This window comes from Chitinophaga sp. SVR4-12A, from assembly GCF_056754765.1.
On sequence record NZ_JBPGWP010000001.1, the window covers coordinates 2,518,710 to 2,542,670 of the forward strand.

General features: G+C 49.3%; 23 protein-coding genes. 7 read left to right on the forward strand and 16 right to left on the reverse strand.

Annotated features, from left to right (window positions below):
• Window positions 1-118: 118 nt before the first annotated feature.
• The 4 genes from ACR9Y8_RS10280 to bamJ all read left to right on the forward strand — a co-directional run bounded on the left by ACR9Y8_RS10280 (window position 119) and on the right by bamJ (window position 3,883).
• Window positions 119-1,315 carry a hypothetical protein gene (locus ACR9Y8_RS10280; RefSeq protein WP_481213169.1) on the forward strand — a complete coding sequence of 399 codons (1,197 nt, stop codon included), beginning with the start codon at window positions 119-121 and terminating at the stop codon, window positions 1,313-1,315.
• Between the two features lie 17 nt (window positions 1,316-1,332).
• Window positions 1,333-2,406 (forward strand): RHS repeat domain-containing protein, encoded by a 1,074-nt coding sequence (locus ACR9Y8_RS10285; RefSeq protein WP_481216221.1) that lies wholly within the window; start codon window positions 1,333-1,335, stop codon window positions 2,404-2,406.
• A 29-nt stretch (window positions 2,407-2,435) separates the two neighbouring features.
• Window positions 2,436-2,990 (forward strand): hypothetical protein, encoded by a 555-nt coding sequence (locus ACR9Y8_RS10290; RefSeq protein ID WP_481213170.1) that lies wholly within the window; start codon window positions 2,436-2,438, stop codon window positions 2,988-2,990.
• Window positions 2,991-3,178: 188 nt separating this feature from the next.
• Window positions 3,179-3,883 (forward strand): BamJ family beta-barrel-assembly machinery protein, encoded by a 705-nt coding sequence (bamJ, locus tag ACR9Y8_RS10295; protein ID WP_481213171.1) that lies wholly within the window; start codon window positions 3,179-3,181, stop codon window positions 3,881-3,883.
• 206 nt (window positions 3,884-4,089) lie between these two features.
• Here the strand turns inward: bamJ and ACR9Y8_RS10300 are convergent, their stop codons facing one another.
• The 8 genes from ACR9Y8_RS10300 to ACR9Y8_RS10335 all read right to left on the reverse strand — a co-directional run bounded on the left by ACR9Y8_RS10300 (window position 4,090) and on the right by ACR9Y8_RS10335 (window position 12,354).
• Complete coding sequence (locus ACR9Y8_RS10300) at window positions 4,090-5,085, reverse strand: chorismate synthase (RefSeq protein WP_481213172.1); 996 nt, start codon at window positions 5,083-5,085, stop codon at window positions 4,090-4,092.
• Between the two features lie 29 nt (window positions 5,086-5,114).
• Window positions 5,115-6,389, reverse strand: a complete 1,275-nt coding sequence (aroA, locus tag ACR9Y8_RS10305; RefSeq protein WP_481213173.1) for a 3-phosphoshikimate 1-carboxyvinyltransferase — start codon at window positions 6,387-6,389, stop codon at window positions 5,115-5,117.
• Window positions 6,390-6,462: 73 nt separating this feature from the next.
• Window positions 6,463-7,488, reverse strand: a complete 1,026-nt coding sequence (gene aroB, locus ACR9Y8_RS10310) for a 3-dehydroquinate synthase (RefSeq protein WP_481213174.1) — start codon at window positions 7,486-7,488, stop codon at window positions 6,463-6,465.
• Between the two features lie 51 nt (window positions 7,489-7,539).
• On the reverse strand, window positions 7,540-8,634 hold the full coding sequence (locus tag ACR9Y8_RS10315) for a chorismate mutase (RefSeq protein ID WP_481213175.1): 1,095 nt from the start codon (window positions 8,632-8,634) through the stop codon (window positions 7,540-7,542).
• A 5-nt stretch (window positions 8,635-8,639) separates the two neighbouring features.
• Window positions 8,640-9,482 carry a prephenate dehydrogenase gene (locus ACR9Y8_RS10320; RefSeq protein WP_481213176.1) on the reverse strand — a complete coding sequence of 281 codons (843 nt, stop codon included), beginning with the start codon at window positions 9,480-9,482 and terminating at the stop codon, window positions 8,640-8,642.
• 97 nt (window positions 9,483-9,579) lie between these two features.
• The gene (locus ACR9Y8_RS10325; protein ID WP_481213177.1) at window positions 9,580-10,749 is read right to left on the reverse strand and encodes a pyridoxal phosphate-dependent aminotransferase; all 1,170 of its coding nucleotides are present in this window, start codon (window positions 10,747-10,749) and stop codon (window positions 9,580-9,582) included.
• Between the two features lies 1 nt (window position 10,750).
• A complete protein-coding gene (locus ACR9Y8_RS10330; protein WP_481213178.1) occupies window positions 10,751-11,575 on the reverse strand; it encodes a prephenate dehydratase in 825 nt (274 codons plus the stop codon).
• A 554-nt stretch (window positions 11,576-12,129) separates the two neighbouring features.
• A complete protein-coding gene (locus ACR9Y8_RS10335) occupies window positions 12,130-12,354 on the reverse strand; it encodes a hypothetical protein (RefSeq protein ID WP_481213179.1) in 225 nt (74 codons plus the stop codon).
• Between the two features lie 139 nt (window positions 12,355-12,493).
• Between ACR9Y8_RS10335 and ACR9Y8_RS10340 the strand changes: the two genes are divergently transcribed.
• A complete protein-coding gene (locus ACR9Y8_RS10340) occupies window positions 12,494-13,078 on the forward strand; it encodes an RNA polymerase sigma factor (RefSeq protein ID WP_481213180.1) in 585 nt (194 codons plus the stop codon).
• 42 nt (window positions 13,079-13,120) lie between these two features.
• A complete protein-coding gene (locus ACR9Y8_RS10345; RefSeq protein WP_481213181.1) occupies window positions 13,121-14,218 on the forward strand; it encodes a S1C family serine protease in 1,098 nt (365 codons plus the stop codon).
• Window positions 14,219-14,313: 95 nt separating this feature from the next.
• On the opposite strand, the gene ACR9Y8_RS10350 is transcribed toward ACR9Y8_RS10345, so the two are convergent.
• The 3 genes from ACR9Y8_RS10350 to ACR9Y8_RS10360 form a co-directional block, all read right to left on the reverse strand.
• On the reverse strand, window positions 14,314-15,024 hold the full coding sequence (locus tag ACR9Y8_RS10350; RefSeq protein WP_481213182.1) for a carboxypeptidase-like regulatory domain-containing protein: 711 nt from the start codon (window positions 15,022-15,024) through the stop codon (window positions 14,314-14,316).
• Between the two features lie 111 nt (window positions 15,025-15,135).
• Complete coding sequence (locus tag ACR9Y8_RS10355; protein ID WP_481213183.1) at window positions 15,136-15,321, reverse strand: CsbD family protein; 186 nt, start codon at window positions 15,319-15,321, stop codon at window positions 15,136-15,138.
• Between the two features lie 52 nt (window positions 15,322-15,373).
• The gene (locus ACR9Y8_RS10360) at window positions 15,374-16,327 is read right to left on the reverse strand and encodes an aldose epimerase family protein (protein ID WP_481213184.1); all 954 of its coding nucleotides are present in this window, start codon (window positions 16,325-16,327) and stop codon (window positions 15,374-15,376) included.
• Between the two features lie 65 nt (window positions 16,328-16,392).
• Between ACR9Y8_RS10360 and ACR9Y8_RS10365 the strand changes: the two genes are divergently transcribed.
• Window positions 16,393-16,908, forward strand: coding sequence for a DinB family protein (locus ACR9Y8_RS10365; protein ID WP_481213185.1), 516 nt, complete (start codon window positions 16,393-16,395; stop codon window positions 16,906-16,908).
• 151 nt (window positions 16,909-17,059) lie between these two features.
• On the opposite strand, the gene ACR9Y8_RS10370 is transcribed toward ACR9Y8_RS10365, so the two are convergent.
• From ACR9Y8_RS10370 to ilvA, 5 genes are all read right to left on the reverse strand, one after another.
• On the reverse strand, window positions 17,060-18,544 hold the full coding sequence (locus tag ACR9Y8_RS10370; protein WP_481213186.1) for a xylulokinase: 1,485 nt from the start codon (window positions 18,542-18,544) through the stop codon (window positions 17,060-17,062).
• Window positions 18,545-18,622: 78 nt separating this feature from the next.
• Window positions 18,623-20,233, reverse strand: coding sequence for a sodium/sugar symporter (locus ACR9Y8_RS10375; protein WP_481213187.1), 1,611 nt, complete (start codon window positions 20,231-20,233; stop codon window positions 18,623-18,625).
• A gap of 260 nt (window positions 20,234-20,493) precedes the next feature.
• Window positions 20,494-21,630, reverse strand: coding sequence for an NAD(P)/FAD-dependent oxidoreductase (locus ACR9Y8_RS10380; protein WP_481213188.1), 1,137 nt, complete (start codon window positions 21,628-21,630; stop codon window positions 20,494-20,496).
• The gene (locus ACR9Y8_RS10385; protein WP_481213189.1) at window positions 21,624-22,580 is read right to left on the reverse strand and encodes an NADP-dependent oxidoreductase; all 957 of its coding nucleotides are present in this window, start codon (window positions 22,578-22,580) and stop codon (window positions 21,624-21,626) included. Before ACR9Y8_RS10385 ends, ACR9Y8_RS10380 begins: the two co-directional genes overlap by 7 nt.
• 121 nt (window positions 22,581-22,701) lie before the next feature.
• Window positions 22,702-23,958 carry a threonine ammonia-lyase IlvA gene (gene ilvA, locus ACR9Y8_RS10390; RefSeq protein ID WP_481213190.1) on the reverse strand — a complete coding sequence of 419 codons (1,257 nt, stop codon included), beginning with the start codon at window positions 23,956-23,958 and terminating at the stop codon, window positions 22,702-22,704.
• Between the last annotated feature and the right edge of the window lie 3 nt (window positions 23,959-23,961).

Genomic DNA, 23,961 nt, shown 5'->3' on the forward strand with positions numbered 1-23,961 from the left:
TCAATAATATTACAAATAAAATTTAATCAAAGCTTCCACAAATCGTCCAAGTTATTGATCCATTTTTTATCTTAGCATCCGTTAGCTTGATATTTAAGTTATCTGATACCCTATACATATGAAAGCGTTATCCCATTTTCTCGTCTTTTCTTTTATCCTGATCTATTCACATAGTAAAGCGCAAACGGATATTAAGCAAGACCCTCGGGTTGATCCCCTATTGAAGCAGGTGGCCTCCAGGCAGCCGGGCTTGCACATTTATAGCCGAAAAGATGGGGAAGGCGGTTATGTGAATATGGCGGTGCTCAGGGAAGACACCCGGCAGCTGAAATGGTTTAGCTGCTACGGCAAAGTTTTTGATTCCATACAGCCAGAAAATGACATCTATGATCAGCTGATTAGCGGTACGCTCGATCCCTTTTCCTTTTACCGTGATTACCGTTACGAAGATATTTCTTACATCGCACAGGCTGAGCGCCTTTACCGCCTGCATGGCAAGGCTGCATTGGAAGACACTGCCTACAATAGCCGGATCATATTTAACATACCTTCCATCAGGTTAGCGGGGACCATGCTGCAAAGGATAGTAGCTATTGAGTCACTAATGAAAAAAACATATCTGCAACTGAGAATATTTGACAGCAAATCCCCCAGGCAGCTTGTCAGCAATCACATTGACAGCAGCCGTACCCGAAACGTGCTAGCCGGCATGATGCTTACGAACTCCAATGGCACTACATTTTTTAACGCTGACCCCATCGCAGCAGCCGCCAGGATCGAAATAAGACGCCGATCGCCCAATAGACTATTCGTGTATAACCTGGAAGGGAAGCTGATGGACAGCGTTCCTCTGAAACCTGGAAAATACGCGTCTCTATTAAGAGAAAGAGAAGACGTATTCCTATTGTACCGGGGTTGGCTGGAACTACAGTGGCAACAGGCAGAGGACGGGAAACAGCAATATTTAAGTTGGTTAAACAATCTTGATTCCGGATTATACAAACCCACCTCTGGGACGACAAGCAGGCGGCAACTCCGGGAGGGATTAATAAGTTTACAACAGCGGCAAGATACAATCAACGACAAAATCAACAACCTGATCGTACCCGATGAACAATACGCGGAACAGTTGATTTTCGATGCTTATGGGAATGAGGCGCCCGAAATTTCTTATCTGCCCGGGCTTGGGTTTGCTTATGGCATCTCCTATATCCGGGGACAAAGGACCTATGAACTTACGGATACCAGGGGGAATGTGATGGCGGTTGTCACTGACAGAAAAAAGAAGCAGATGAGAACACGGACGGCACTATAGACTATTACAATGCAGATATAGTCAGTGCTAATGATTATTATCCATTTGGAATGCTGCAGCCCGGACGTAGCTATAGTTCCGGCAATGGGTATAGATACGGTTATAATGGCAAGGAAAAAGATAATGAAGTAAAGGGAGAGGGAAACCAAATAGACTACGGCATGAGAGTGTATGACCCAAGGCTTGGAAAGTTCTTATCCGTGGATCCGCTAACGCAGCAATATCCCTGGTATTCCCCATATCAATATGCAGGTAATAAACCTATCAAATTTGTTGACCGGGATGGAGAAGAGGAATCCGATCCGGATAAATATTATAAAAAGGCAATACCTGTCATTAAAACTACCTTTGCCAATAACATCAACCGATTACCAAATGATGATAGGGCTTCAACATCAGATGCGGTTACTACCGCTTTTAACAGAGTACATTTATTTACTTTTTATGGCAGGTACCTCTCAGCCAGGTTGATGACCAGATGGATGGAGGGACAAGGCGGATACGACATACTAAGTTACAAAGCGTTGTCTCATGCAGGTGGCAGCTGGATTTTCAACCATCAGGTTAATACTGTTGAGAAATTTATAAAAAAGCAAGCGCTGGCACAGATATTTGCCTTGAAGGAGCCTGGTACACATAGTTTCTCGGTTAGTTCCCACGTTGACTACCAACAGGGAGGCGCTGTAATCTCGGATCTTGGTACAGCATTAGGTTCTTATTCCATATACGGTACAGGCAAATTCACTGTCAATATTGATAAAAACGGCAAAAAGGAAGTATTGGGGGATATTTATTTTACCTTAGCCGACAAGTACCAGTGGAAAGCAGGCAGAGGAGCCAACCTGGAAGAAGAGGTTGATCATGATACTATGTTGAAACTCGAAAAAGTCGGAGCTAAACCCTTTTATATCCGGTCATATTTTCAGGCTTCGTACAGAGGAGATCAAGATGGTTTGGAACAGGTGGGAAATATGAAAAATTCTGTGTACGATTGGTCAAATACGACAAATCCTAATCCTGAACCAAAACCAACTAATGGCTATGCATTGCCTGCTAACGCCAAAAAGGTAAATGACTCAAGAGGAGAATAAATAGGAATTACAGATATTATGCACTACTTATGAAAAGAGATCAAATAACTAATGCACTAACTGCATTTTCTCTATTTATACTTGCCGTTGTCATCGCATTAGGATTATCTTCAACATTCCAGGACCCGACTTTCATCATATACGGCCTTTTTGGAAAAATAGCAGGCGTTATGGGATTATTGTACCTGCTATCAGCTTTTGTCATCCGTATGAAAAAACCGCTACTTTCCAGATATCTTTTTGTAATTGGCATTGTACTATTGGTGACGGGAACAGCCTTCGCCATCAGCTACGCTAAAAAGCCCATCCAGGACGAAATTCCTGATGGCCTTTCGTATTATAAATTTGTGCATATAGAGGAGGTGTACCAAACCGAAGATTCCATAGTAGTAAGCGGCTACCGGTATGTTGATAGTCCCTTCACCAAGGCTGAACTGGACACTTTAAGTTTAATATTGAAAGAAGAACACAAAGCATTTATTATTGGTAAAAACGGGGAAATACTTGTTTCTAAGGGCTCGCCCTTTAATGCAGGGGAAATGAACCGTATCTATGGTTTATTACAAGCGAGAATGAACAAGTGATAAATTTCGATCTTCTGTATTGACATTCCCCCTCAAACCTCCTATCTTCACTTCAAATCCACATTATGAAAAAGGCTATTCTCCTCATTACCCTCTCTTTTGCATTCGTTGCCATTATGTTACTTACAGCTATAGCTGCTACGGCATAATTTCCCTATCTTGCCGGCCAATATAGAATCCAAGAACATATGATCAGAAAAATCCTATTCCTGGGGGTATTGGGCCTGGCTAGTCTGCAAGGCTTTTCACAAGCCAAACCCAAGGCAAAACCTGCCGCTAAGCCTGCTGCACTGAAAACCAGCATTGATTCAGTGAGCTACGCTATTGGCCAGGATATCGGCAACTCCCTCAAAGGTCAGGGCCTTACCAACCTGAACGCGAACCTGTTAATGAAAGCCATTCAGGACGTGCTTAAAAACCAGCCTTTATTATTATCAAAAGAACAATGTGATATGAGCATAAGAGACTTCCTGCAGAAAGCAGCATCAGAAAAAATTGCCAAGAACAAAGCCGCCGGAGAGCAGTTTCTGGCAGCCAATAAAACCAAACCAGGTGTAACCACACTGCCCAGCGGTTTGCAGTACCAGGTGATCAAAGAGGGCACCGGGCCGAAACCCGCGCTGACAGATAAAGTGAAAACGCATTACCATGGCACCCTGATTGATGGTACCGTGTTCGATAGCTCTGTAGACAGAGGCCAGCCTATCAGCTTTGCTGTGAACGGGGTAATCCCCGGCTGGACGGAAGCTTTGCAGCTGATGCCGGTGGGTTCTAAATGGAAGCTGTTCATTCCGTCTGATCTGGCTTATGGAGATCGCCAGGCAGGACCGAAGATTGGACCGGGTAGTACGTTGATATTTGAAGTAGAATTATTGGAGATTGTGAAAGAATAAATAATTGGCCGAAGCAATCTTTTAGCGTGTAAATGATGTTAAAAGATTGCTTCGTCGCTCCGCGCCCTTATCCCCGCTGCGCCTCGCAATGACGGAGACTGAAGACCCGCTCTTTCCCCCTGCGCCTCGCAATGACGCAGACTGAAGACCGGCTCCTTCCCGCTGCTCCCGCAATGACGCAGACTGAAGACCCACAACTATGCGGATTACTTCCAAACCCTTCCCACCCGCTGTTCCAGCAGCATAAAATCTGCCAGCACCATCGCTGTCACCGCTTCCAGCACTACGGGTACACGCAGTGCAATGCAAAGGTCATGACGGCCTTTTACACTGAAAGTTTCTACCTCTCCGCTTTTGATATTCAAGGTCTGCTGCTCTTTAGGTGTACTGCTGGTTGGTTTTACCGCTACCCGATATACCAGCTGATTACCATTGGTAATACCCCCAACCACGCCGCCGGCATGGTTGGTAGCCGTTTTACCAGTGGAGTCTATGATAGGGTCGTTATGCTCCAGGCCTTTCATACGTGCAGCGGCAAAGCCGGAACCGAATTCAACGCCTTTGATGGCGGGTATTGAAAAGGCGGCATGCGCCAGGCAAGATTCAATAGAGTCAAAGAAGGGCTCTCCCAGGCCGATGGGCAAACCATCTACCACACATTCTACAATGCCGCCTACAGAATCTTTGGCGGCAATGGCTGCTTCCAGGCCTTCTTCAGGATCGGCGTAACCGCCTACTTCTTTCAGCTTAGCCGTAACAGTGATACCCGCGCCGAGGAGCTTTTTGGCAATCACACCGGCTGCCACCAGGTTGAGGGTCAGGCGGCCACTGAAGTGCCCCCCTCCCCTGTAGTCTTCAAAGCCGCCGTATTTCCTGGTGGCTACAAAATCTGCGTGGCCCGGACGGGGAAACTCCCGCAGCTTTTCGTAATCAGCGCTACGGGTGTTGTTATTTTCGAATAGAATGGTGATGGGCGCCCCAGTGGTGAGGTCGTTGAATACACCGGATTTAATGTATGGAAGGTCTTCCTCTTTACGGGGCGTAGTGCCCCTGGAACCGCCCTTGCGACGCTCCAGGTCTTCTAAAAAATCTTCCTGCTTTAACGGAAGGCCAGCGGGCACCCCGTCGATATTGACGCCTACACTGGCGCCATGTGACTCTCCAAATACATTTACCCGGAATATTCTACCAAAACCATTCATTGAAATCAGATTTAAAAAAATGAAACTGCTTAATTGATCTTAACTTCTTCTTTCTGTACGATACCCCCGATTTTCTGCAAATGTTCAAAAAATTCAGGGTATGATTTGTTAATGGCCTCCGCATTATCTATCTGCACCGGGCCGTCGGCTGTTAAAGCAGCTACTGCGCAAGCCATCGCAATACGGTGATCGTTGTGTGAATGCACCCTTGCGCCCTTGATACCGGTACCGCCATGCACCAGCATCTCATCGCCCTGCAGGTCTATCACGATGCCCATCTTGCCAAACTCTTCCTGCAAGGTTACACCACGGTCGCTTTCTTTATGCGCCAGGCGGCTTACGCCCCTGAGCCGGGTAATGCCTTTACAGTTGGCAGCCAACGCTACCAGCGGAGGGAACAGATCCGGACAATCAGTAGCGTCAAACTCAAATGCCTGCAGCCTGCCTTTCTCTACGATCACGGTAAAGACGCCGGGCGCTAAATGCGCGCCTGCTTTCTCCAGGGCTTCCAGGATGGCTTTGTCAGATTGTGCAGAGTGAATGTTCAGGTGATGCACTTCTGCTTTACCTGCTACCGCTGCAGCTACCAGTAAGAAAGCAGCACCGCTCCAATCACCTTCTACAGTATACTCCCCCGCGCGGTAAGTTTGCTTTTTCCCGAAACGGAAATGCTCGAAATTCTCCTGCTGCACCTTTACGCCAAACTGCTCCATCAACTGCAGGGTGAGCGCGATATAAGGCTTGCTCTTCAGATCCTTTACGGTGATGGTCACATCTTCTGCTACGGAACCGTAGGCCATCAGCAAACCAGTCAGGAACTGGGAGCTCAGCGAACCATCTATGGTGATGTTCTTTGCTTTCAGTGGACCTTTGATGTGTAGGGGCAGCTTACCATTGTTGGTAGAACACTCCACATCCAGCTGGGGCAGCACCTCTTCAAAAAAGCCCATGGGACGGGTGGCCAGGCTGCCATGTCCTTCAATGGTGATGGCAATATCTGCCAGAGCAGCTATGGGCGTGAACATACGAATACCTAAACCGGATTCGCCACAGTTGATACTGTCGTAGAAAGGTTTTACGCCATTGCTGGTGATCTCTACTTCTTCTTCTACCCGTTTTATTTTAGCGCCCAGGTTCTCTGCTACTTCCAGCGCTGCCAGGCAGTCGTTACTTAACCCGGGATTATGAATAACCGTCTTCCCCTTGCTGAGCAGGGCGGCTGCTACTGCACGCTGCATAGCACTTTTAGACGGATTGGCGGTAACGGTTCCCTGTATGGCGCCTGGCGATACTATAACTTGCATATTCAATTTGTTTGAAGTTTGAAGTTTAAGGTTTGAAGTTTCAAAACAAGCAAACCGTCAACATTCAAGACCGTTATAATTCCTGTAATAACTGTTTAAGCACATCCAGCGGCACCGGCTTTGTTACAGCCTTGCCAATGGAGTCCAGCAGCACGAAATGGATAAAATCCTTTTCCCTTTTTTTATCGAGCCTGAAGATATCGAACACTTTCTCCTTATCGGAAGTCAGCGTTACGGGCAACTGGTAATCGTTGATCAGGCGCATCAGCCGGTTGGTCTGGTCTGAAGGAAAGCCGTTCAGCTTTTCAGAGATCTTGGCGGCAGCCACCATACCAATGGCCACTGCCTGGCCGTGAGCGATGCTTTCTATCTTTTCCACCGCATGCCCAAGGGTATGACCAAAGTTCAGCCAGCGGCGGGGACCGGTCTCGAATTCATCTTCCAGCACTACCTGTGTTTTCAGCTGCACAGAACGTTCCACCAGGAATTGCAGCACTTCCACATTACGCTCCATGGCTTTATCACGGTTTTGCTCCAGGTAGTTAAACAGGTCTGCATCCAGTATGCAGGCATACTTGATGATCTCTGCAAAACCGTTATGCCACTCTTCTGCAGGCATGGTAGACGGCAGCGTATAGTCAAAGAGGATGAAGTCCGGCTGCCGGATGATACCCAGCATGTTCTTATGCACACCGTGGCTGATGCCGTTCTTCCCACCTATAGACGCGTCTACCTGGGCCAGTAAGGTAGAAGGCACAAAAGCAAAGGAGATACCGCGCATATAAATGCTGGCGGCAAAACCTGCCATGTCTGTGAGCATACCCCCTCCAATACCAACCAGCATCGTTTTCCTGTCTGCTTCCAGTTCTATCAGGCCATTAATGATCTGTTCCAGTACTTCCCAGGTCTTACAATCTTCCCCATCGGGAATCACCAGCTTTCTCCAGTTGGCGAATTTGTGGCCGTGATATTTATCCACGTTCTCGTCTACTACCAGTACGGTGCGTGACTGGTCCACAAAATCTCCCAGCTGCGCCAGATCTGCCCCCAGGTGATAAGTGGTGGTGCTTTGCTGAAATTGGTATTTGAGTGTGCGCATGTTAAATAGCAATTAGCTGTTGGCTATTAGCTGTTAGCTGATGGCCGTTTATTACTTTTTGTCTTCGTTCATTACTTTGTTCTGCCTGTTGATAGATTCCAGGTGAACAGCGTCGAAGTATTTCAGGATGAAGTCTTTGGTCAGGCCCAGTTTCTCACCCTTGCGGATACCACGTTCCAGGATCTCATTCCAGCGATTGGTTTGCAGGATAGTGATATTGTTCTCTTTTTTGTATTCGCCTATTTTCTCAGCCACTTTCATACGGTTACCCAGCAGCTGCATGATCTCGTCGTCGATCTGGTTGATCTGGGCGCGGAGCTTTTCCAGGGCGGTGTTGAATTCCTTCTTGTTGGTATGCTCATGGCGCCAGGTGATACCATCCAATATCTCTGCCAATCTTTCGGGCGTTACCTGCTGTTTGGCATCGCTCCATGCATTATCAGGATCTACGTGCGTTTCCAGCATCAGGCCATCGTAATCCAGGTCAACTGCTTCCTGGGCAATTTCCTGCAGGATGTCGCGGCGGCCGCCGATGTGGCTGGGATCGCAGATCATGGGGATACCGGTCATACGGCGCTTTACTTCGATAGCCAGGTGCCACATGGGAGCATTACGGAATTCAGTATTGCCATAGCTGGAGAAGCCGCGGTGGATCAATCCCAGTTTGTTGATACCTGCTTTCTGGATACGCTCAACAGCGCCGATCCACAGTTCGAGGTCCGGGTTGATCGGATTTTTGATCAGTACGGTAGTGTCTACACCTTTCAAGGCGTCTGCTACTTCCTGTACGGAGAAAGGGTTCACCGTGGTACGGGCGCCTACCCACAGGATGTCTACGCCGAAGTGCAGGGCGTCTTCCACCTGCTTAGCGGTAGCTACTTCGATGGCGATGGGCATGCCGGTCAGCTCTTTTGCCTTCTGTAACCAGGGCAGGCCTTTGGTGCCGATACCTTCGAAAGAACCAGGACGGGTACGGGGTTTCCAGATGCCCGCGCGGAGCACGTCCACTTTACCGGTCTTGGAGAGGGCCAGGGCAGTAGCCAGTACCTGCTCTTCTGTTTCTGCGCTGCAAGGCCCTGAGATGATCAGCGGCTTTTTATCCGAAGATGGATCAGCGAATTTTGTTTTTGCTAAGATCTGTTCCATGTTAGTTATTTTAGAATTTTCCTGATTTTATTTGATTTCTGTATAAGCTTGTAAAATGTATCGTAGTCTTCTTCTTCCAGTAATTTCTTCATCTGCTCCAGCTGGTGAATATGCTCTTCCAGCACGTCCAGCACATTGTTGCGGTTATGCTTGAAGATAGGCACCCACATATCGGGCGAGCTCTTGGCCAAACGCACGGTAGATTCAAAACCACCGCTGGCCAGCTCAAAAATGCGGCCCTGCTCCTTCTCCTTCTTCAGTACGGTCAGCGCCAGCGCGAAAGAAGTAATGTGGGAGATGTGAGATACGTAGGCCGTATGCAGATCATGTTCTTCCCCGTTCATGTACACCAGTCGCATCTGCAGGTTTTCTACCAGGCTCTCTATCACTTCCAGCGCATCTTCATCGCTGTTCTTCACATCGCAGAGCACCATCGTACGGTTGGTGAAAAGATTCGGTATGGCGGCTTCGGGACCGGAATACTCGGTGCCGGCCATCGGGTGGGCGGCAACCCAGCGTCCCCTGTTGGGATGACCGGCAACGAGCTGTAATATTTGTTTCTTGGTAGAGCCTACATCCATGATCACATGATGTGGCTGTGCATTATCCAATACTGCCGGCAGCAGCTGCAACAGCGCATCTACCGGTACCGCCAGTATGATGAGCGATGATTGCTGCATGGCCTTTTCCAGGCTCACCGCTTCGTCAATGATCTTCAGTTCCTGTGCTTTCCGCAAGTTCTCTTCACGCTGGTCTACGCCCAGGACACGGCTGATCATCCCTTTTTCTTTCAGGGTGATGGCCATTGACCCGCCTATTAATCCTACGCCTACAATTGTTGCGACCATAAAATAATTAATAATGAATAATGAAGAATTAATAATCGTAGTACAAGTGCCAGGCTAAAGACATGTGTTGCGATTCTTAATTATTAATTCTTAATTTTTAATTCTTATCCTTAATTGCACGGATACGATTAATTGCTTCAGCAAACACTGCTTCATCCTTACACAGGCTTACGCGGATATAACCGTTGCCGTTACTACCGAAGATGCCGCCGGGCGTGATGAATACATGCGCCTTTTGCAGGATCTCATCGGTCACCTCGTACCCGTCTTTTGCAGTAGCGGGGATCTTTGCCCATACGAACATGCCTACCTGCCTGGTGTCGAAAGTGCAGTTCAGCAGCTGCAGCAGCTCGAACACTTTCTGGCGGCGGCCACGGTAGATGGTATTCAGTCCGTCGTACCAGTCCTGTCCCAGTTCAAGGGCTTTTACAGCCGCCATCTGTACGGGCTGAAACATACCGGAGTCCATATTGCTTTTGAAGCGCAGCACTTCGTTGATCCAGGCAGCCTTGCCTACTAACATGCCTATACGCCAACCCGCCATATTGGATGATTTGCTGAGGGAGTTCAGCTCCAATACCACATCCCGGGCGCCTTCGACCTGGAGCAGGCTTTCGGGGCGATCGTTCAGGATGAAGCTGTAGGGGTTATCGTGACAGATCAGGATATTATGCTTTTTGGCAAATGCGATGAGCTCCTTAGCGAATGCTGTATTGGTAATGGCGCCGGTAGGCATATGCGGATAGTTCACCCACATAAGCTTTACGCGACTGAGGTCCCTTTTAGCCAGGGCGTCCAGGTCGGGCAGCCAGTTGTTCTTTTCTTCCAGGTCATAATCCACCACGGTAGCCCCACTCAGCTGAACGGCAGAGCGGTAGGTAGGATAACCCGGGTTGGGTACCAGGGCTTCATCGCCTTCCTGCAGGTAGGTCATGCAGATGTGCATGATGCCTTCCTTGGAGCCGATGAGCGGCAGCACTTCGGTATCCGCATCCAGGGACACGCCGTAGAAACGCTGGTACCAGGCCGCCATGGCATTGCGCAGGGCCGGTATGCCTTTATACCCCTGGTAAGCATGGGTATTGGGCTTTTGCGCGTATTCGTTCAGCGCCGCTATTACGGAGGGGTGCGGGGGCAGGTCCGGACTACCGATGCCCAGGTTAATGACATTGGCTCCCGCCTTGTTCATTTCGTCTATCTCCCGCAGCTTCCTTGAGAAGTAGTATTCTTCTGTGTGCTGTAATCTTTTGGCTACCGCGATATTCATATTAATGCGTATTTCCTTTTTTATAGATCCCTAATACTTTCAGATGTTCTGTCAGTGGCGTGATGCGCTCCAGGCCTTTATGGAAAAGGTCCTGGTGCTCAAATTCCATATCGGCGTGGAAATAGTAGGTCCATTCTTTGGCCGGTATTGGAAAAGACTGCAGCTTAGACAGGTTAATGCCTGCTTCTGCAATTTTGGTAAGCACTTTAGCCAGGCTTCCCCTGTCATGGGAAGTCTGAAAATATACGGAGGCTTTATTGGCGTCGGGAGCAGGTGTTACACCGTTACGGGAGATAACCAGGAAGCGGGTGTAATTGTTCTTTGCGGTGTGGATGTTAGGGGCGATGATATCGAGACCGAAGATGTCGGCGGCCAGTTTGCCGGCGATGGCGGCGGTGCTTTTCAGCTTTTTCTGGGCCACGTGTTTGGCGCTGAGGGCCGTATCTTCTGTTTCCACCAGTTTAATATGCGGGTGCTTTTCCAGGAAGTCCATACACTGCAGCAGGGCCATCGGGTGGGAATGCACTTCCCGGATATCTTCCAGGGTTTGTCCGGGCAGTACCATGAGCTGCTGTTTGATCTGCAGGTATACTTCCCCGTTCACATGCAGGCCCGAATTCTTGAGCAGGCTGTAGTTGGGCAAAATGCTGCCGGCGATGGAGTTTTCTATGGCCATTACACCGGCGTCCACATCGGGTTGTTGTTTTGCTTTCCTCACCAGCTCAGCGAAAGAGGCGCAGCATTCAACTTCCGTTTGCTTGCCGAAGTAGCTCTGTGCAGCTATCTGGTGAAAAGATCCTTCAAAACCCTGGATTGCGATCCGCATAAATTTAGTCGTTAGTTGTTATTCGTTAGTTCAGTTACGGTAATAAAAAAGGTCCCGGGAGAGCCGGGACCCTTATTTTGTAAAATCTTATGTGATCAGTTATTACAAAAGAGTCCCGGCCTTCTCCACGTAAAAGAAGTAAAAGAAAAAGTAGAAGAAATAAATGCCGAAACGTTTCTGTAACATAACTGTAATCTGTAATCTTATAAAATCAGAAAGGGCCCCTTCTTCAGGAGGCCCTTTTGCTAGTTTCTTTATCTTTTTGATACTTACAAGCGACCTCCTTATTTCTGGTACCAGAAAAAGTAAAAACCATAAAAGTATCCAAAGGTCGCTGTGCGGATCATATATGTAATCTTAATTGCCCAACAAAAATACGCTGTGCTTTTTATTATCCAAGGCCACCCGTTAAAAATTATATTTTATTTAATAAAAGGACTAAAAACCTGGTTTCCATTCAAAAAACGAGGAGCCCGGCAGGCTCAGGCACAAAAAAAACCGTTCGGGTTGACCCAAACGGCTTTTTTATAATAACCTTTTTTGCTTGCCTCAGATTAGTGATGAGTAGTATCAGCAGCAACTGAATCAACTGCGTTCTTTGCAGAGTCAGCAACAGCGTTGATAGAAGAATCAGCAGCAGCAGCAGTTGAATCGATGGCTTCGGTAGCAGCGTTAGTAGCAGAATCAGCAGATTCGCCAGTGCCAGTGCCAGAACCGCAAGCGGTTACGAAAAGACCAAAAGCCAGTGCCAGGAAACCAATTTTCAGAGCATTCTTCATTGTACAATGTTTTTAAGGTTTGGAAATTAATTTAACCTTTATACCGGGTTCGGGAAAAGGTAACCCAGCATCCGAAAAAAAATTTGAAATTTATTTTTCGCTACTTTGGGTTACCAAAAGCGCATAATTGTATTAATAAGTGAATGATAATCTAAACATAGCAAGGGATAAGGAGTTACTGGAAGGACTGGCCCGGGATGACGACAAGGCACTGAAAACCATTTACCTGGATAATTTTCCTGCCATTTTGAGGATGGTGCTCCAGAATAACGGATCGGAGGATGACGCCAAAGACCTTTTCCAGGAAGCCATGATCGTTCTTTATGAAAAGGTGCAGCAGGGAGGCTTTGATCTTTACAGCAAACTGAAAACATTCCTTTATGCAGTTTGCCGCCACCTGTGGCTGAAGAAATTACAGGGCAATACCTGGCAGGTAGCGCTCTCGGACGGACTGGAAGAAACACTCCCCCTGGAAGATACCATGGAGGAGCATCAGAAAAGGGACGAACAGTTCAATGTGATGCAAAAAGCCATGGGAAACCTGGGCGAACCCTGTAAGACGCTGCTGGAAGATTATTATCTGCGAAAACTATCCATGCAGGACATTGCCGAAAAGTTTGGTTATACCAACCCCGACAATGCCAAGAACCAGAAATATAAATGCCTGATGCGGTTAAAAAAGCTGTTTTTTGACCAATACACAGGGGTAAACCATAATAAATAAAAGGAATCTAACTATACCAAACAATTATTAAAGGGAACGGTGATGAAAGATCAGCTTCAAATATTACAGGAAATAGAACGCTACCTGGAGGGCCAGATGAGCGAGCCGGAAAAGGCCGCTTTTGAAGCGCTCCGGAAAGCGGATGCTGCCCTGGACCGCCAGGTCATCGAGCAGCAGGCTTTCCTGGATACATTTCAACAATACGGCCGGCGGAAAGATCTGCAGCAGAAGATGGACAAGATACACTCCGCTATAAATATGGAGCAACTGCGCTCCAAACCGGAGGCGACGGTACACACCCTGCGCAAATCCGGCTATCCGCGCAGGCGTACCCTTACCAACCTGGCTGCGGCCGCCTGTATCGCCCTGGTAACCTCCCTGGCGACCATCGCCATCATGCAACAGGCCGCCAGGCAGAAAAGCACTTCACAGTATGAGGACGTTAGGCGTGTATTAAATAATATACAACGCTCCCAGAACGCCCTGATCAAAGACATTAACAATAACAAGAAAGCACCTGCCAACCCCGGCACCTATGGCGGAACCGGCTTTGCCATCTCTACCAACGGCTATATCATTACCAATTATCATGTAGTGGCTGGCGCCGACTCCGTGTATGTGCAGAACAACAAAGGCGAGGCCTTTAAAGCCAACAGCATATTCGAGGATATTTCTGCCGACCTGGCCATCCTGAAAATAGCTGACAGCACCTTTAAAAGCCAGCCCCTCCCCTATAGCCTGAAACCACAGGCGGTAAGGTTAGGTGAAGAAGTGTTCACCATGGGCTATCCCCGCGACGAAATCGTGTATGGTAAAGGGTACATCAGCGCCCAAACCGGCTTCCAGGGCGATACCGTAGCTTACCAGGTATCCATCCCCGTAAACCCGGGCAACAGCGGCGCCCCGCTGATGGATAATGAGGGTAATATTGTAGGGATCATCACCGGCAAACAAACTACCTCTGACGGTATAGCCTTCGCGGTAAAATCCTTTCACCTGAAACGCCTGCTGGAAGAAATGCCTAAAGAAAAACTTCCCCGCAGGGAATGGACCCGCAAGAACAACCTGAATACCCTGAGCCGCGTAGATCAGATCAAGAAACTGGAAGATTTTGTGTACATGGTGAAGGTGTATAACTGATAAACGAAGAAAAATTGGCCTTAGAATAAGTATAAAGGGCTGCACCGTTAAAGTGCAGCCCTTTTCAATATTGGTGTTCGCCTGCTGGCGGATAATTATTTCTTCCAGGCCCGGTACTTATCTGTGATCCAGTACAAGAGGTCTTCCTGGCGCATCATACGCATCGTTTCGTAATCGGGACGAACTTCACTCATGAACTGCAGCAGGGAATCTCCTTTGAGGCCGGTCACCTGGGCAACCAGCACCGGGGTATAACGGGAATCCACATATCGTTCATGTTCTGCTTTCTCAAAATTCTTCTTGAACTCCCTTTTCTGTTTCTCTCTTCTTGAGTATCGGGTAATTGGACTGAAAGTAAGCCCGAATCCCTGCGGGGTACTGCCTCCTGCCAATGGCTTGTTCTCCTTATCGAGGATAAAACCATATTGATCGCGCCGCGCAATAGAGTCCAGCTGATAGGGTGTGTAATGAGCAGTTACCTCAACACTTCGCAACACTTTACCCTCCACCTGCAGTTCCACGTTACGGGTTTCGGTACCGCTGGACTGCTGTACTGTAATACTATCCGGTTTATAACCAACGAAAGTAAATACGATCATATCGCGGGGACTGGCAGAGATGCGATAGAAGCCTCCCTGGTCAGAATAAGCTCTTTTCCCGGTAGTCTTATTAATGATAGAGGCGTAGGGCAGTACCAGGAGTTTGTTATCCTTGTCTGTGAGCTGGCCGGTAACAGTTACCTGGGCCTGTAATTGCTGCGCCACCATCATGCAGCCTACAAGCAATAAAGCGCTTATGTATTTCATTTGTTCAGATATGGATGAAAATTAGAACAAAGTAACTCACAAGTTGTTAAAAAAGAAAAATCCTTCCTTTTCAGGAAGGATTTTTTTATGGTGGGAAAATATCGTTCTAAATCAGACAGATCTCAGCATTTTGATCACTTCATCCCTTGATTTTCCCAATTTCTGCTGCAGCTTGCCTATCAGCCTATCCTCTTCACCTTCCTGGTACAGCAGGTCGTCGTCAGTAAGATCTGCATACTGCTTTTTCAGTTTGCCCTTAATCTCGTTCCATTTTCCTTTGATCTGTAAGTTATCCATAACATTCTATTTAATGGTGAACAATAAGGTTACAGAAAGGAAAATCCAAAGACTATGCCAGCCGGACCTGGATACGCGTGCCAAAGGTGCGGGGCTCATCGCGTTCCAGCTGGTACAACCCCATCCCGTTGTTAAAAGCATCCGGCGCGCCGCTCAGGTTCTCTATGGCAATACTGCGGCGGTGGGGCGGTATGTATACCTGTAATACAGGATAAGTATCTTCCGGGTAGAAATCGATGGTAATACCCTGTTTACGGTCGTACAGGCTGCAGGACGGGCCAGGATTATCAAAACTTAACAGGAAGGAATTATCCAATGACACGCCTTCCAGCAGTAAAGGTTGCAGAAATTCTTCGCAGGGCTCCAGGTTGCCATTGGGCACCAGGCGCTCATCGAACTCTACCAGCCAGGTAGCGGAGAACTGTAGTTCCAGCTCATCCACGGGAGTGCCGGTGGTAAAATAAGGATGCCAGCCATCCATCACCGGGATAGGCGTAGCCTCATGATTGCTGAGCGTGGTTTTTATTTCCAGCTGATGATCCGGCAAGAGTGTATAGCGCACCCGGCAACTGTAATGGAAAGGATAGCCGGCGTCCTCTGCTTTGTAATCATACTCCAGCAGCAGGCTTGCGCTTTCTGCTGAAGCCGTTTGATCTACCACTGTAAATTCGGCGTCGTATAAGAGCCCGTGAATGGCGTGGTCCGACAGCACTGATTTTTTGATCTTATAGGATTGCTCGCGCCATTCGTATTGTTTGTCTGGAATGCGACAGGCAAAAGGGCTCAGTTTCACGCCTTTGAAAGTGTTGGCAAACTGCTGCTGATATTCTTCCTTGCTCTCGAAATTATCGATGATATTTAAGAGCTGTCCCTTATGCTGTACGCGGAAAGCATGCAGCATGGCCCCATGGGAGGGAATGATCTCCACCTGCGCACCGCTCTTGTTATCTTTCAGGGCGATAATATCAAACCCATTCTGTTGAAACGCTTGTATATTGAATGACATAAATGTGTTGCAAAATGAGGTCTAAATTACCCAACCTGCAGCATATCTTCGTTAAAAAATAAAAAATGGCGGATATAAAATTACCGGAAGTTTGGTTACGCGGCCCTCTCCCAGGCATACCTGCGTTACTGCAACCGGTGGCACATGCCCTGCTGCAGGCAAGAGAGGAGATCCTTGAACTGATGAAAGATTTCCCGGAGGCATTGCTGTGGGAACGCCCGGCGGGTGTAGCTTCCGTAGGTTTCCATCTGCAACACCTCACCGGTGTGCTGGATCGTTTGTTCGCTTACGCACAAGGACAGGCGCTTTCTCCCGCGCAGTTGCAGTACCTGGCCGCAGAAGGTGCGGCTGAAGATAGCATCCGTTTGCAGGCCTTAGTAGATGCATTTGATGCGCGGATAACCCAGGCCATTGAACAATTAAAAAACCTGCAGCCTGCGCAACTCACGGAAATAAGGACCGTAGGCCGTAAACAGCTGCCTTCCACTGTGCTCGGCTTATTATTCCATGCGGCAGAACATACCATGCGGCATACCGGGCAGCTGCTGGTGACGGTAAAGGTGCTGACTACACGTAATTGAACGTGAATACTCTTTGTGAAAACGCTGCCTGCGTAATGAGCAGCAGGCATATGATCAATTTGTTCATGGTACTTCAGGCATATAAACAGGTACAAAAGTAAAAGGCCGCGTCCAAAAAATAGACACGGCCTTTACTTTTGTATGTGTTTGTTTACTCGAAATGTAATGCGGGTTGGGTCATGCCTGCCAGCCATTCTGTATAGATCTGCTGGTAAGTTTGTTGTCCTTCATCCGGTTCTACCGTAGCAATGCATTCCATGCCTTTAAAGGCATCTGCCTGTGAGAAGAGGCCTGCTCCTATCCCGGCGGCGCGGGCAGCGCCCTGGGCGCCATCGGTATTATACAGCTCTATCACCACGTTCAGCGTATTGGCAAATACCTGGCGGAACAGGGGACTGAGGAACATGTTGGCATGTCCGGCTCTTACGCGCCGTATATCCATCTGCATCTCTTTCATGATATCCACACCGTAAGCGAGCGCGAATACGATCCCTTCCTGTGCGGCACGCAGCAGGTGCTCTCTGTTATGTGTGTTGAATTGCAGGTTCTGTATAACAGCGCCGCTCTCCTGGTTGGCAAGGATACGCTCTGCACCATTGCCGAAGGGATAGATGCGCAGTCCGGCGGCGCCTGCAGGCGCTTTAGCTGCCAGGGCGTTCATTTCCTCGTAAGGCAGCGAGCCGGTTGCACTTCTTAACCAGCTGTTCAGGATGCCGGTACCATTAAGGCACATCAGCACACCGTTGCGTATATCCTTTTCCGTGTTGTTCACATGTACGAATGTGTTCACGCGGCTTTGCTCATCAAAAGCGATCTGGTTGTGCACAGCGTACACCACGCCGGAAGTGCCGGCAGTAGTGGCGGCCTCTCCCGGGTTCAGCACGTTCAGGGAGAAGGCATTGTTAGGCTGATCGCCGGCGCGGTAGGTAACCGGTATGCCGGGCGCCAGGCCCAGTAATTTTGCTGCCTGCTCTGTGAGCTTGCCTTGCAGCCCGAAGGTGGGCACGATATCAGCTAAAAGGGAACGATCGATCTTATAATAATCCAGCAGGGACTGGGCAACGGCGTTGGCCGAAAAATCCCAGAAGATGCCTTCAGACAGGCCCGAAATAGTTGTACAGGCCTCGCCTGTCATGCGCATGGCAATGAAATCACCCGGCAGCATTATCTTATGGATGCGGGCATAGACCTCCGGTTCGTTCTCCTGTACCCAGCGCAGTTTAGACGCTGTGAAGTTACCGGGAGAGTTCAGCAGGTGTTCCAGGCAATATTCATGTCCCAGCTGCGCAAAGGCTTTGTTGCCGATATTCACAGCGCGGCTATCGCACCAGATGATGGATGGGCGCAATACCTGCTGATCCTTATCTACACACACAAGTCCGTGCATTTGATAGGCAATGCCTATACCTGCCACATTCTTTCCATCCAGGGGATGTTGCTGCAGCAGCAGGCGGGTAGCGTGTTGTATTTCCTGCCACCAGCGCTCAGGGTCCTGTTCGGCCCAACCGGCCTGCGGCGCCTGCATCGGCATTTCCTGCGCCGGACTGGTGGCGCTGGCTACACATTTACCGCTCGCTACATCCAGCAGCGCAGCTTTTACGGAAGAAGACCCAATATCGTAACCAAGTAAGTACATCTTAAAAGTTTGAAGTTTGAGGTTTGAAGTTTGATGTTCAATTCAAATATCACATCTTACCGCAACCTTCGTAAACGATTACCAGAACACGGTATACAAAGCAGCCAGTATACCACAGATTAAAATTGCACCTACGGCAAAACCACCGGAGGTCTTGAACATGGAACCATCCACTTCAAGGCCTTTCGGATTGTTCTTGCTTTTCGGATCAAGCATCGTCATGATCACCATGATAGCAACAATGATCACAAAGATCCAGCCCATACGATCCAGGAAAGGCATCTCAGGCATGGTGAATTTAATGAGGGTAGACAGCGGTATAGACAACAGCGCGCCTGTCAGCGCAGCTGCAGAAGTAGTACGTTTCCAGAAGAAGCCCAATATAAAGATAGCAAATACGCCGGGGGAGATAAAGCCGGTATATTCCTGGATGTATTGGAAGCCCTGATCCAGGTTACTAAGCTGGGGCGCTACTATCACGGCCACGATGGTGGCAACAATAATAGCTATACGGCCTGTTTTCACCAGGTGCTGCTCTGTAGCATCTTTCTTGAAGAAGTGCCTGTAAATATCGAGCGTAAAGATGGTGCTGATACTGTTGGCTTTACCTGCCAGGGAAGCCACAATGGCGGCTGTTAGCGCTGCGAAGGAAAGCCCTTTCAGGCCTACCGGCAACAGGTTGAGCAGCACAGGATAGGCATGGTCCGGTTTCACCGTTCCGGAAGCATCAACCATCTCCTGCTGAAATCCTCCGTTTTTATACAATACATAAGCAGCAATCCCGGGCAGCACCACAATCACCGGCATCAGGAGCTTCAGGAAAGCAGCAAAGAGGATACCACCGCGGGCTGTTTTCAGATCTGCGCCCAGCGCACGCTGAGTGATATATTGGTTACAACCCCAGTAGTTCAGGTTCACGATCCACATACCGCCTATCAGCACCGTAAGACCGGGCAAATCATTATAGTGAGGATTGGATTTGTCTAAGATCATGTGGAAGTGCTCCGGCGCTACTTTACGCAGCTGACCGAGGCCCTGAAGGAGCCCGCTGCCACCAAAATGTTCTGCCACCAGGTTCAGGGCCAGGTAAGTGGTGGCCAAACCACCCAGGATCAGGAAGAACACCTGGATCACATCCGTATAACCGATCACCTTCATACCACCCAGTGTGATGAATACGGAAAAGATGGCTAGTCCCAGTACGCAGGTGGTGAAGCTGAACCCGGAAATCTCATGCACCGCCAGCGCGCCCAGGTATAAGATGGAAGTAAGGTTCACGAAAACGTACAGCAGCAGCCAGAAGACAGCCATGACCGTTGCTACCCGGTTATCATACCGCTGTGCGAGGAATTGCGGCATGGTGTAGATCTTATTCTTAAGATATACGGGTATAAAAAATATCGCCACAATCACCAGCGTGGCAGCCGCCATCCACTCGTAGGTAGAGATAGCGAGGCCCATTGCAAAACCGGAGCCGGACATCCCGATGAACTGCTCTGCAGAAATGTTGGATGCGATAAGGGAAGCGCCAATGGCCCACCAGGTAAGAGATCCTTCTGCCAGGAAGAAGTCCTTTGTATCAGTGGTGGCCTTCTTTTTCTTCCTGTAGATATAAATGCCGTAACCGGCCACGATAACAAAGTACACCAGAAACACGGCGTAGTCCAGGAATTGTAAGCTCTTTTGCATAATTATTTAACGTGGTGTTGAATAATGGCTTTATTTTTTGAATAACATGAAATCAAATAGCAATTGGGTTGCGATTTGGTAAAAAACGGATCAATATAGGAAAGTATTTTGGTTTAGAGAAAAATAGTCGTTAGTTGTCAGTCGTTAGTTGTCAGTTGTCAGGGATCGAAGCGGACCAGGCCGACGTCTACTAACAACTGACAACTAACGACTGACAACTGACGACTGACAACTGACAACTGACAACTGTCGACTGTCGCCTAACGACTGAGCATCATTCCCGCCAGCTCCTCTCCTACGGCGCTGCCGATGGCCACGCCCATGCCGCCCATGCGTACGCCAAGGAAAATATTTTCGGACCAGGGCCGGAGGATGGGCTGCTTGTTGGGGCCGAAGGCCATGATGCCGGTCCAGCGGTCGGCGATAGTAAAGGAGCGTCCCGGCAGGATCACGGTACGTAATTTTTCTTCGAGCGCCTCCTGGATCCGGCTATTGAGATCGAATGCAGTGGTGGCTTCCCCCGTAAAGTCAAGGTTGCGGCCTCCGCCGAAAAGTACCCTTCCCTCCAGTTCACGGAAATAGAAATAGCCTTCGTCCATATGGAAGATGCCTTTAAAGGGCAGCCCCGGAATGGGGTTGGTGATGAGCACCTGGCCACGGCCTGGCTGCAGCTCCAGTTCGGGGAGGAGCGTTTTGGTAAAGGCGTTGGTGCAGATGGCCAGCTTGCTGCAATGGAAAGGAATTTCTTCCGGTACGGCATTCTGCTGCACAATAACGTTCACGCCAGTACGTGTTTCTTCCAGGCGCAGGGCATTACAGCCTGTCTTAATCTCCACTTTCTTCTCAATGGCCAGGTCGATAAGGGCGCGCATCATTTTGCCTGTATGCAGTTCGCCTTCATAGTTATTCTGCACCAGGGCGCGGGCATAGGCAGCATTAAATGCAAAGCGCGGTATATGATCATTTACAAGCGTGAAGGCTGCGCCGCCCAATACGGGTTGCAAGAGATCATTGGTGGCAGACAGCAAATCCAGGGCAGGCAGTTCCTGTTCGCTGATCAGCTCATAGCTGCCTTGCTCGCGGTAGCCAATGCGCTCATCTCCCAGGCGTTGCCGCAGCATTTGCAGGCCTTTACGGCGTTGGGCCACCAGGGCAATAGTTTGTTCAGGAGACAGGGTCTTCAGGTCTGCCAGTATTTCGGTAAGGCTGCCAATACATGCAAAGCCAGCATTCCTGGTGCTGGCGCCCGTGGGTAGTAAAGCTCTTTCGAGCACCATCACCCTGGCCCGGGGCTCACGCTCCTTTAGGCTGATAGCGGCAGACAGGCCTACGATGCCGCTACCCAATACGATATGATCATATTGCAGCAGGCTTTGTTTTTCCCAATAACTCAGCATGGAGTAGCATTAGGTATTAATACCACCTTGCCCTGCACATGGTGCGTTTCTAGCAGCTCATGCGCTTTGGCCACCTCTTTCAATGAGAAAACGGCCGCTACTTTTACCGTCAGCTTTCCGTCTGCCATCAGGACGGCGATCTGTTCCATGCGCGCGCCGGAAGGCCTTACAATAGGCCAGATCACCTGGGCCTGCTTGTCCTTCGCCTTCGCCAGCACGGCAGGATCGTCTTTATACATGGAGGGCAGGCAAACCATCGTGCCGCCGGGTTTGATGATATCAAGGGAACGTAGAGAGGTTTCGCCGCCCATCATGTCGATCACTACATCTACCGGCTGTATCGCTTCTTCGAAACGCTGTTCCCGGTAGTCGATCACTTCATTGGCGCCCAGCTCTTTTACCCAGGCGTGGTTCGGGGCAGAAGCCGTACCAATCACATAAGCGCCTGTGATGCGCGCCAGCTGTACAGCAATATGCCCTACTCCACCTGCAGCGGCATGGATCAATACGCGCATACCTGCTTTGAGCCTGGCGTGGTCAGCCAATGCTTCCAGGGCGGTGAGGGCGGCCAGCGGCGTAGCACCGGCCATCTCGTCTGGTATATTATCAGGGATGAGGGCAAACTCGTCTTCCTGTACTACGGCAAATTGGGCATAAGCATTCGCAGGCTTGGGGAAATTGCTCATACCGAAAATACGGTCTCCGGGCTTGAATTTGTGAGCCCCCTGTCCCGCGTCTGCTATCTGGCCGGCTATATCCCAGCCCAGTATGGCGGGGAGGGTGAATTGTGCTGCCTGTCCTTTGCCTGTACGTGTTTTGTAATCTACCGGGTTCAATCCGGCTGCCTTGATCTTCACCAGCAGTTGTCCGGCGGATGGCCGGGGTATGGGAACATCTGCTATCTTAAAGGCGCCGGCATCTCCGAACCGGGGTAATATCGCTGCTTCCATCGTTGGATCGTTTTATATTCTTGCTCAATTTTGCTGCCATTCCGGGCCTGCCAAAGTGATAACGCATCCAGAGCCTGCCTGCGTATTAAAAGAATAGTTAAAACAGTTCCTTTCCCGACAGCTACACCAAATATCCGAACAAATTATCGTCTTTGTTCAATTCCGTATAATGGAAATTGTATTGGCGGAGCCTGGCGACCAGCCTGTCATAATCTTCCCGCTTCCTGAGCTCTATTCCTACCAGCGCTGGGCCGGTTTCTTTATTGTGTTTCTGGATGTACTCAAAACGCGTAATATCATCATTAGGGCCCAGCACATTGTTGAGCAGGTCTTTGAGCGCGCCCGGCCTTTGTGCAAAGCGGATAATGAAATAATGCTTCAGGCCTTCATATAACAAGGAGCGTTCCTTGATCTCCTGCATACGGTCTATATCATTGTTGCTGCCGCTTACGATGCACACCACGCGCTTGCCTTTGATTTCATCCGCAAAATCGTCGAGGGCAGCGATAGACAGTGCGCCTGCGGGTTCTACTACGATAGCGTCTTCATTGTACAATTTAAGAATGGTAGAGCATACCTTTCCTTCCGGCACCAGGTGCATTTTGCTGAGCACTTCTTTGCAGATGCTGAACGTTAGCTGCCCTACTCTTTTAACAGCAGCGCCGTCTACAAAGCGGTCAATTTCGTTGAGGGTAACAGGTGCGCCGTTCTCCAAAGCGCGCAGCATAGAAGGAGCGCCTTCGGGCTCTACGCCTACGATGGTGGTTTGCGGACTGTATGTTTTAAAATAAGTGCCTACACCTGCAGATAATCCACCGCCACCCACCGGTACAAAGAGGTAATCTACCAGGGGCTGGTCTTCGAGGATCTCCACGGCAACGGTGCCTTGTCCTTCAATGATGCGGGGATCATCGAAAGGCGGGATAAAGGTCATGCCGTGCTCTTTGGTGAAAGCCTGCGCTTCCTGGGCGCAATCATCAAAGGTATCGCCTACGAGCTCGATGCGGATATGATCGCCCCCGAACATGGTCACCTGGTTCACTTTCTGCTTGGGTGTGATGATTGGCATGAACACTACGCCATGGATGCCCATCTGGCGGCAGGCATAGGCAAAGCCCTGGGCATGGTTGCCTGCACTGGCGCAGGTAACGCCGTTCTCCAGCTGTTTGCGGTCAAGGGTGCTGAGCAGGTTATAAGCGCCGCGCAGTTTATACGAGCGTACGATCTGCATGTCTTCCCTTTTCAGGTATACATCACAATTGTAACGCCGGGAGAGGGTGGCGCTATAGGTAAGCGGCGTGCGGTTCACCACCGGTTTCAGTTTCACTGCAGCTTCGAGGATGCCGGGGACACCTACACTGCTCACGACTTCAGACATAAT

Excerpts from the sequence above, each read along its gene's own strand:
- ACR9Y8_RS10355 (WP_481213183.1), bottom strand. The coding sequence starts at position 15,321 with ATGGATAACTTACAGATCAAAGGAAAATGGAACGAGATTAAGGGCAAA.
- ACR9Y8_RS10315 (WP_481213175.1), bottom strand. The coding sequence starts at position 8,634 with ATGGAACAGATCTTAGCAAAAACAAAATTCGCTGATCCATCTTCGGAT.
- ilvA (WP_481213190.1), bottom strand. The coding sequence starts at position 23,958 with ATGTCTGAAGTCGTGAGCAGTGTAGGTGTCCCCGGCATCCTCGAAGCT.
- ACR9Y8_RS10360 (WP_481213184.1), bottom strand. The coding sequence starts at position 16,327 with ATGTCATTCAATATACAAGCGTTTCAACAGAATGGGTTTGATATTATC.
- ACR9Y8_RS10385 (WP_481213189.1), bottom strand. The coding sequence starts at position 22,580 with ATGGAAGCAGCGATATTACCCCGGTTCGGAGATGCCGGCGCCTTTAAG.
- ACR9Y8_RS10345 (WP_481213181.1), top strand. The coding sequence starts at position 13,121 with ATGAAAGATCAGCTTCAAATATTACAGGAAATAGAACGCTACCTGGAG.
- ACR9Y8_RS10365 (WP_481213185.1), top strand. The coding sequence starts at position 16,393 with ATGGCGGATATAAAATTACCGGAAGTTTGGTTACGCGGCCCTCTCCCA.
- aroB (WP_481213174.1), bottom strand. The coding sequence starts at position 7,488 with ATGCGCACACTCAAATACCAATTTCAGCAAAGCACCACCACTTATCAC.
- ACR9Y8_RS10375 (WP_481213187.1), bottom strand. The coding sequence starts at position 20,233 with ATGCAAAAGAGCTTACAATTCCTGGACTACGCCGTGTTTCTGGTGTAC.
- ACR9Y8_RS10330 (WP_481213178.1), bottom strand. The coding sequence starts at position 11,575 with ATGCGGATCGCAATCCAGGGTTTTGAAGGATCTTTTCACCAGATAGCT.
- ACR9Y8_RS10280 (WP_481213169.1), top strand. The coding sequence starts at position 119 with ATGAAAGCGTTATCCCATTTTCTCGTCTTTTCTTTTATCCTGATCTAT.
- ACR9Y8_RS10370 (WP_481213186.1), bottom strand. The coding sequence starts at position 18,544 with ATGTACTTACTTGGTTACGATATTGGGTCTTCTTCCGTAAAAGCTGCG.
- ACR9Y8_RS10300 (WP_481213172.1), bottom strand. The coding sequence starts at position 5,085 with ATGAATGGTTTTGGTAGAATATTCCGGGTAAATGTATTTGGAGAGTCA.
- ACR9Y8_RS10325 (WP_481213177.1), bottom strand. The coding sequence starts at position 10,749 with ATGAATATCGCGGTAGCCAAAAGATTACAGCACACAGAAGAATACTAC.
- aroA (WP_481213173.1), bottom strand. The coding sequence starts at position 6,389 with ATGCAAGTTATAGTATCGCCAGGCGCCATACAGGGAACCGTTACCGCC.
- bamJ (WP_481213171.1), top strand. The coding sequence starts at position 3,179 with ATGATCAGAAAAATCCTATTCCTGGGGGTATTGGGCCTGGCTAGTCTG.
- ACR9Y8_RS10290 (WP_481213170.1), top strand. The coding sequence starts at position 2,436 with ATGAAAAGAGATCAAATAACTAATGCACTAACTGCATTTTCTCTATTT.
- ACR9Y8_RS10335 (WP_481213179.1), bottom strand. The coding sequence starts at position 12,354 with ATGAAGAATGCTCTGAAAATTGGTTTCCTGGCACTGGCTTTTGGTCTT.
- ACR9Y8_RS10350 (WP_481213182.1), bottom strand. The coding sequence starts at position 15,024 with ATGAAATACATAAGCGCTTTATTGCTTGTAGGCTGCATGATGGTGGCG.
- ACR9Y8_RS10380 (WP_481213188.1), bottom strand. The coding sequence starts at position 21,630 with ATGCTGAGTTATTGGGAAAAACAAAGCCTGCTGCAATATGATCATATC.
- ACR9Y8_RS10320 (WP_481213176.1), bottom strand. The coding sequence starts at position 9,482 with ATGGTCGCAACAATTGTAGGCGTAGGATTAATAGGCGGGTCAATGGCC.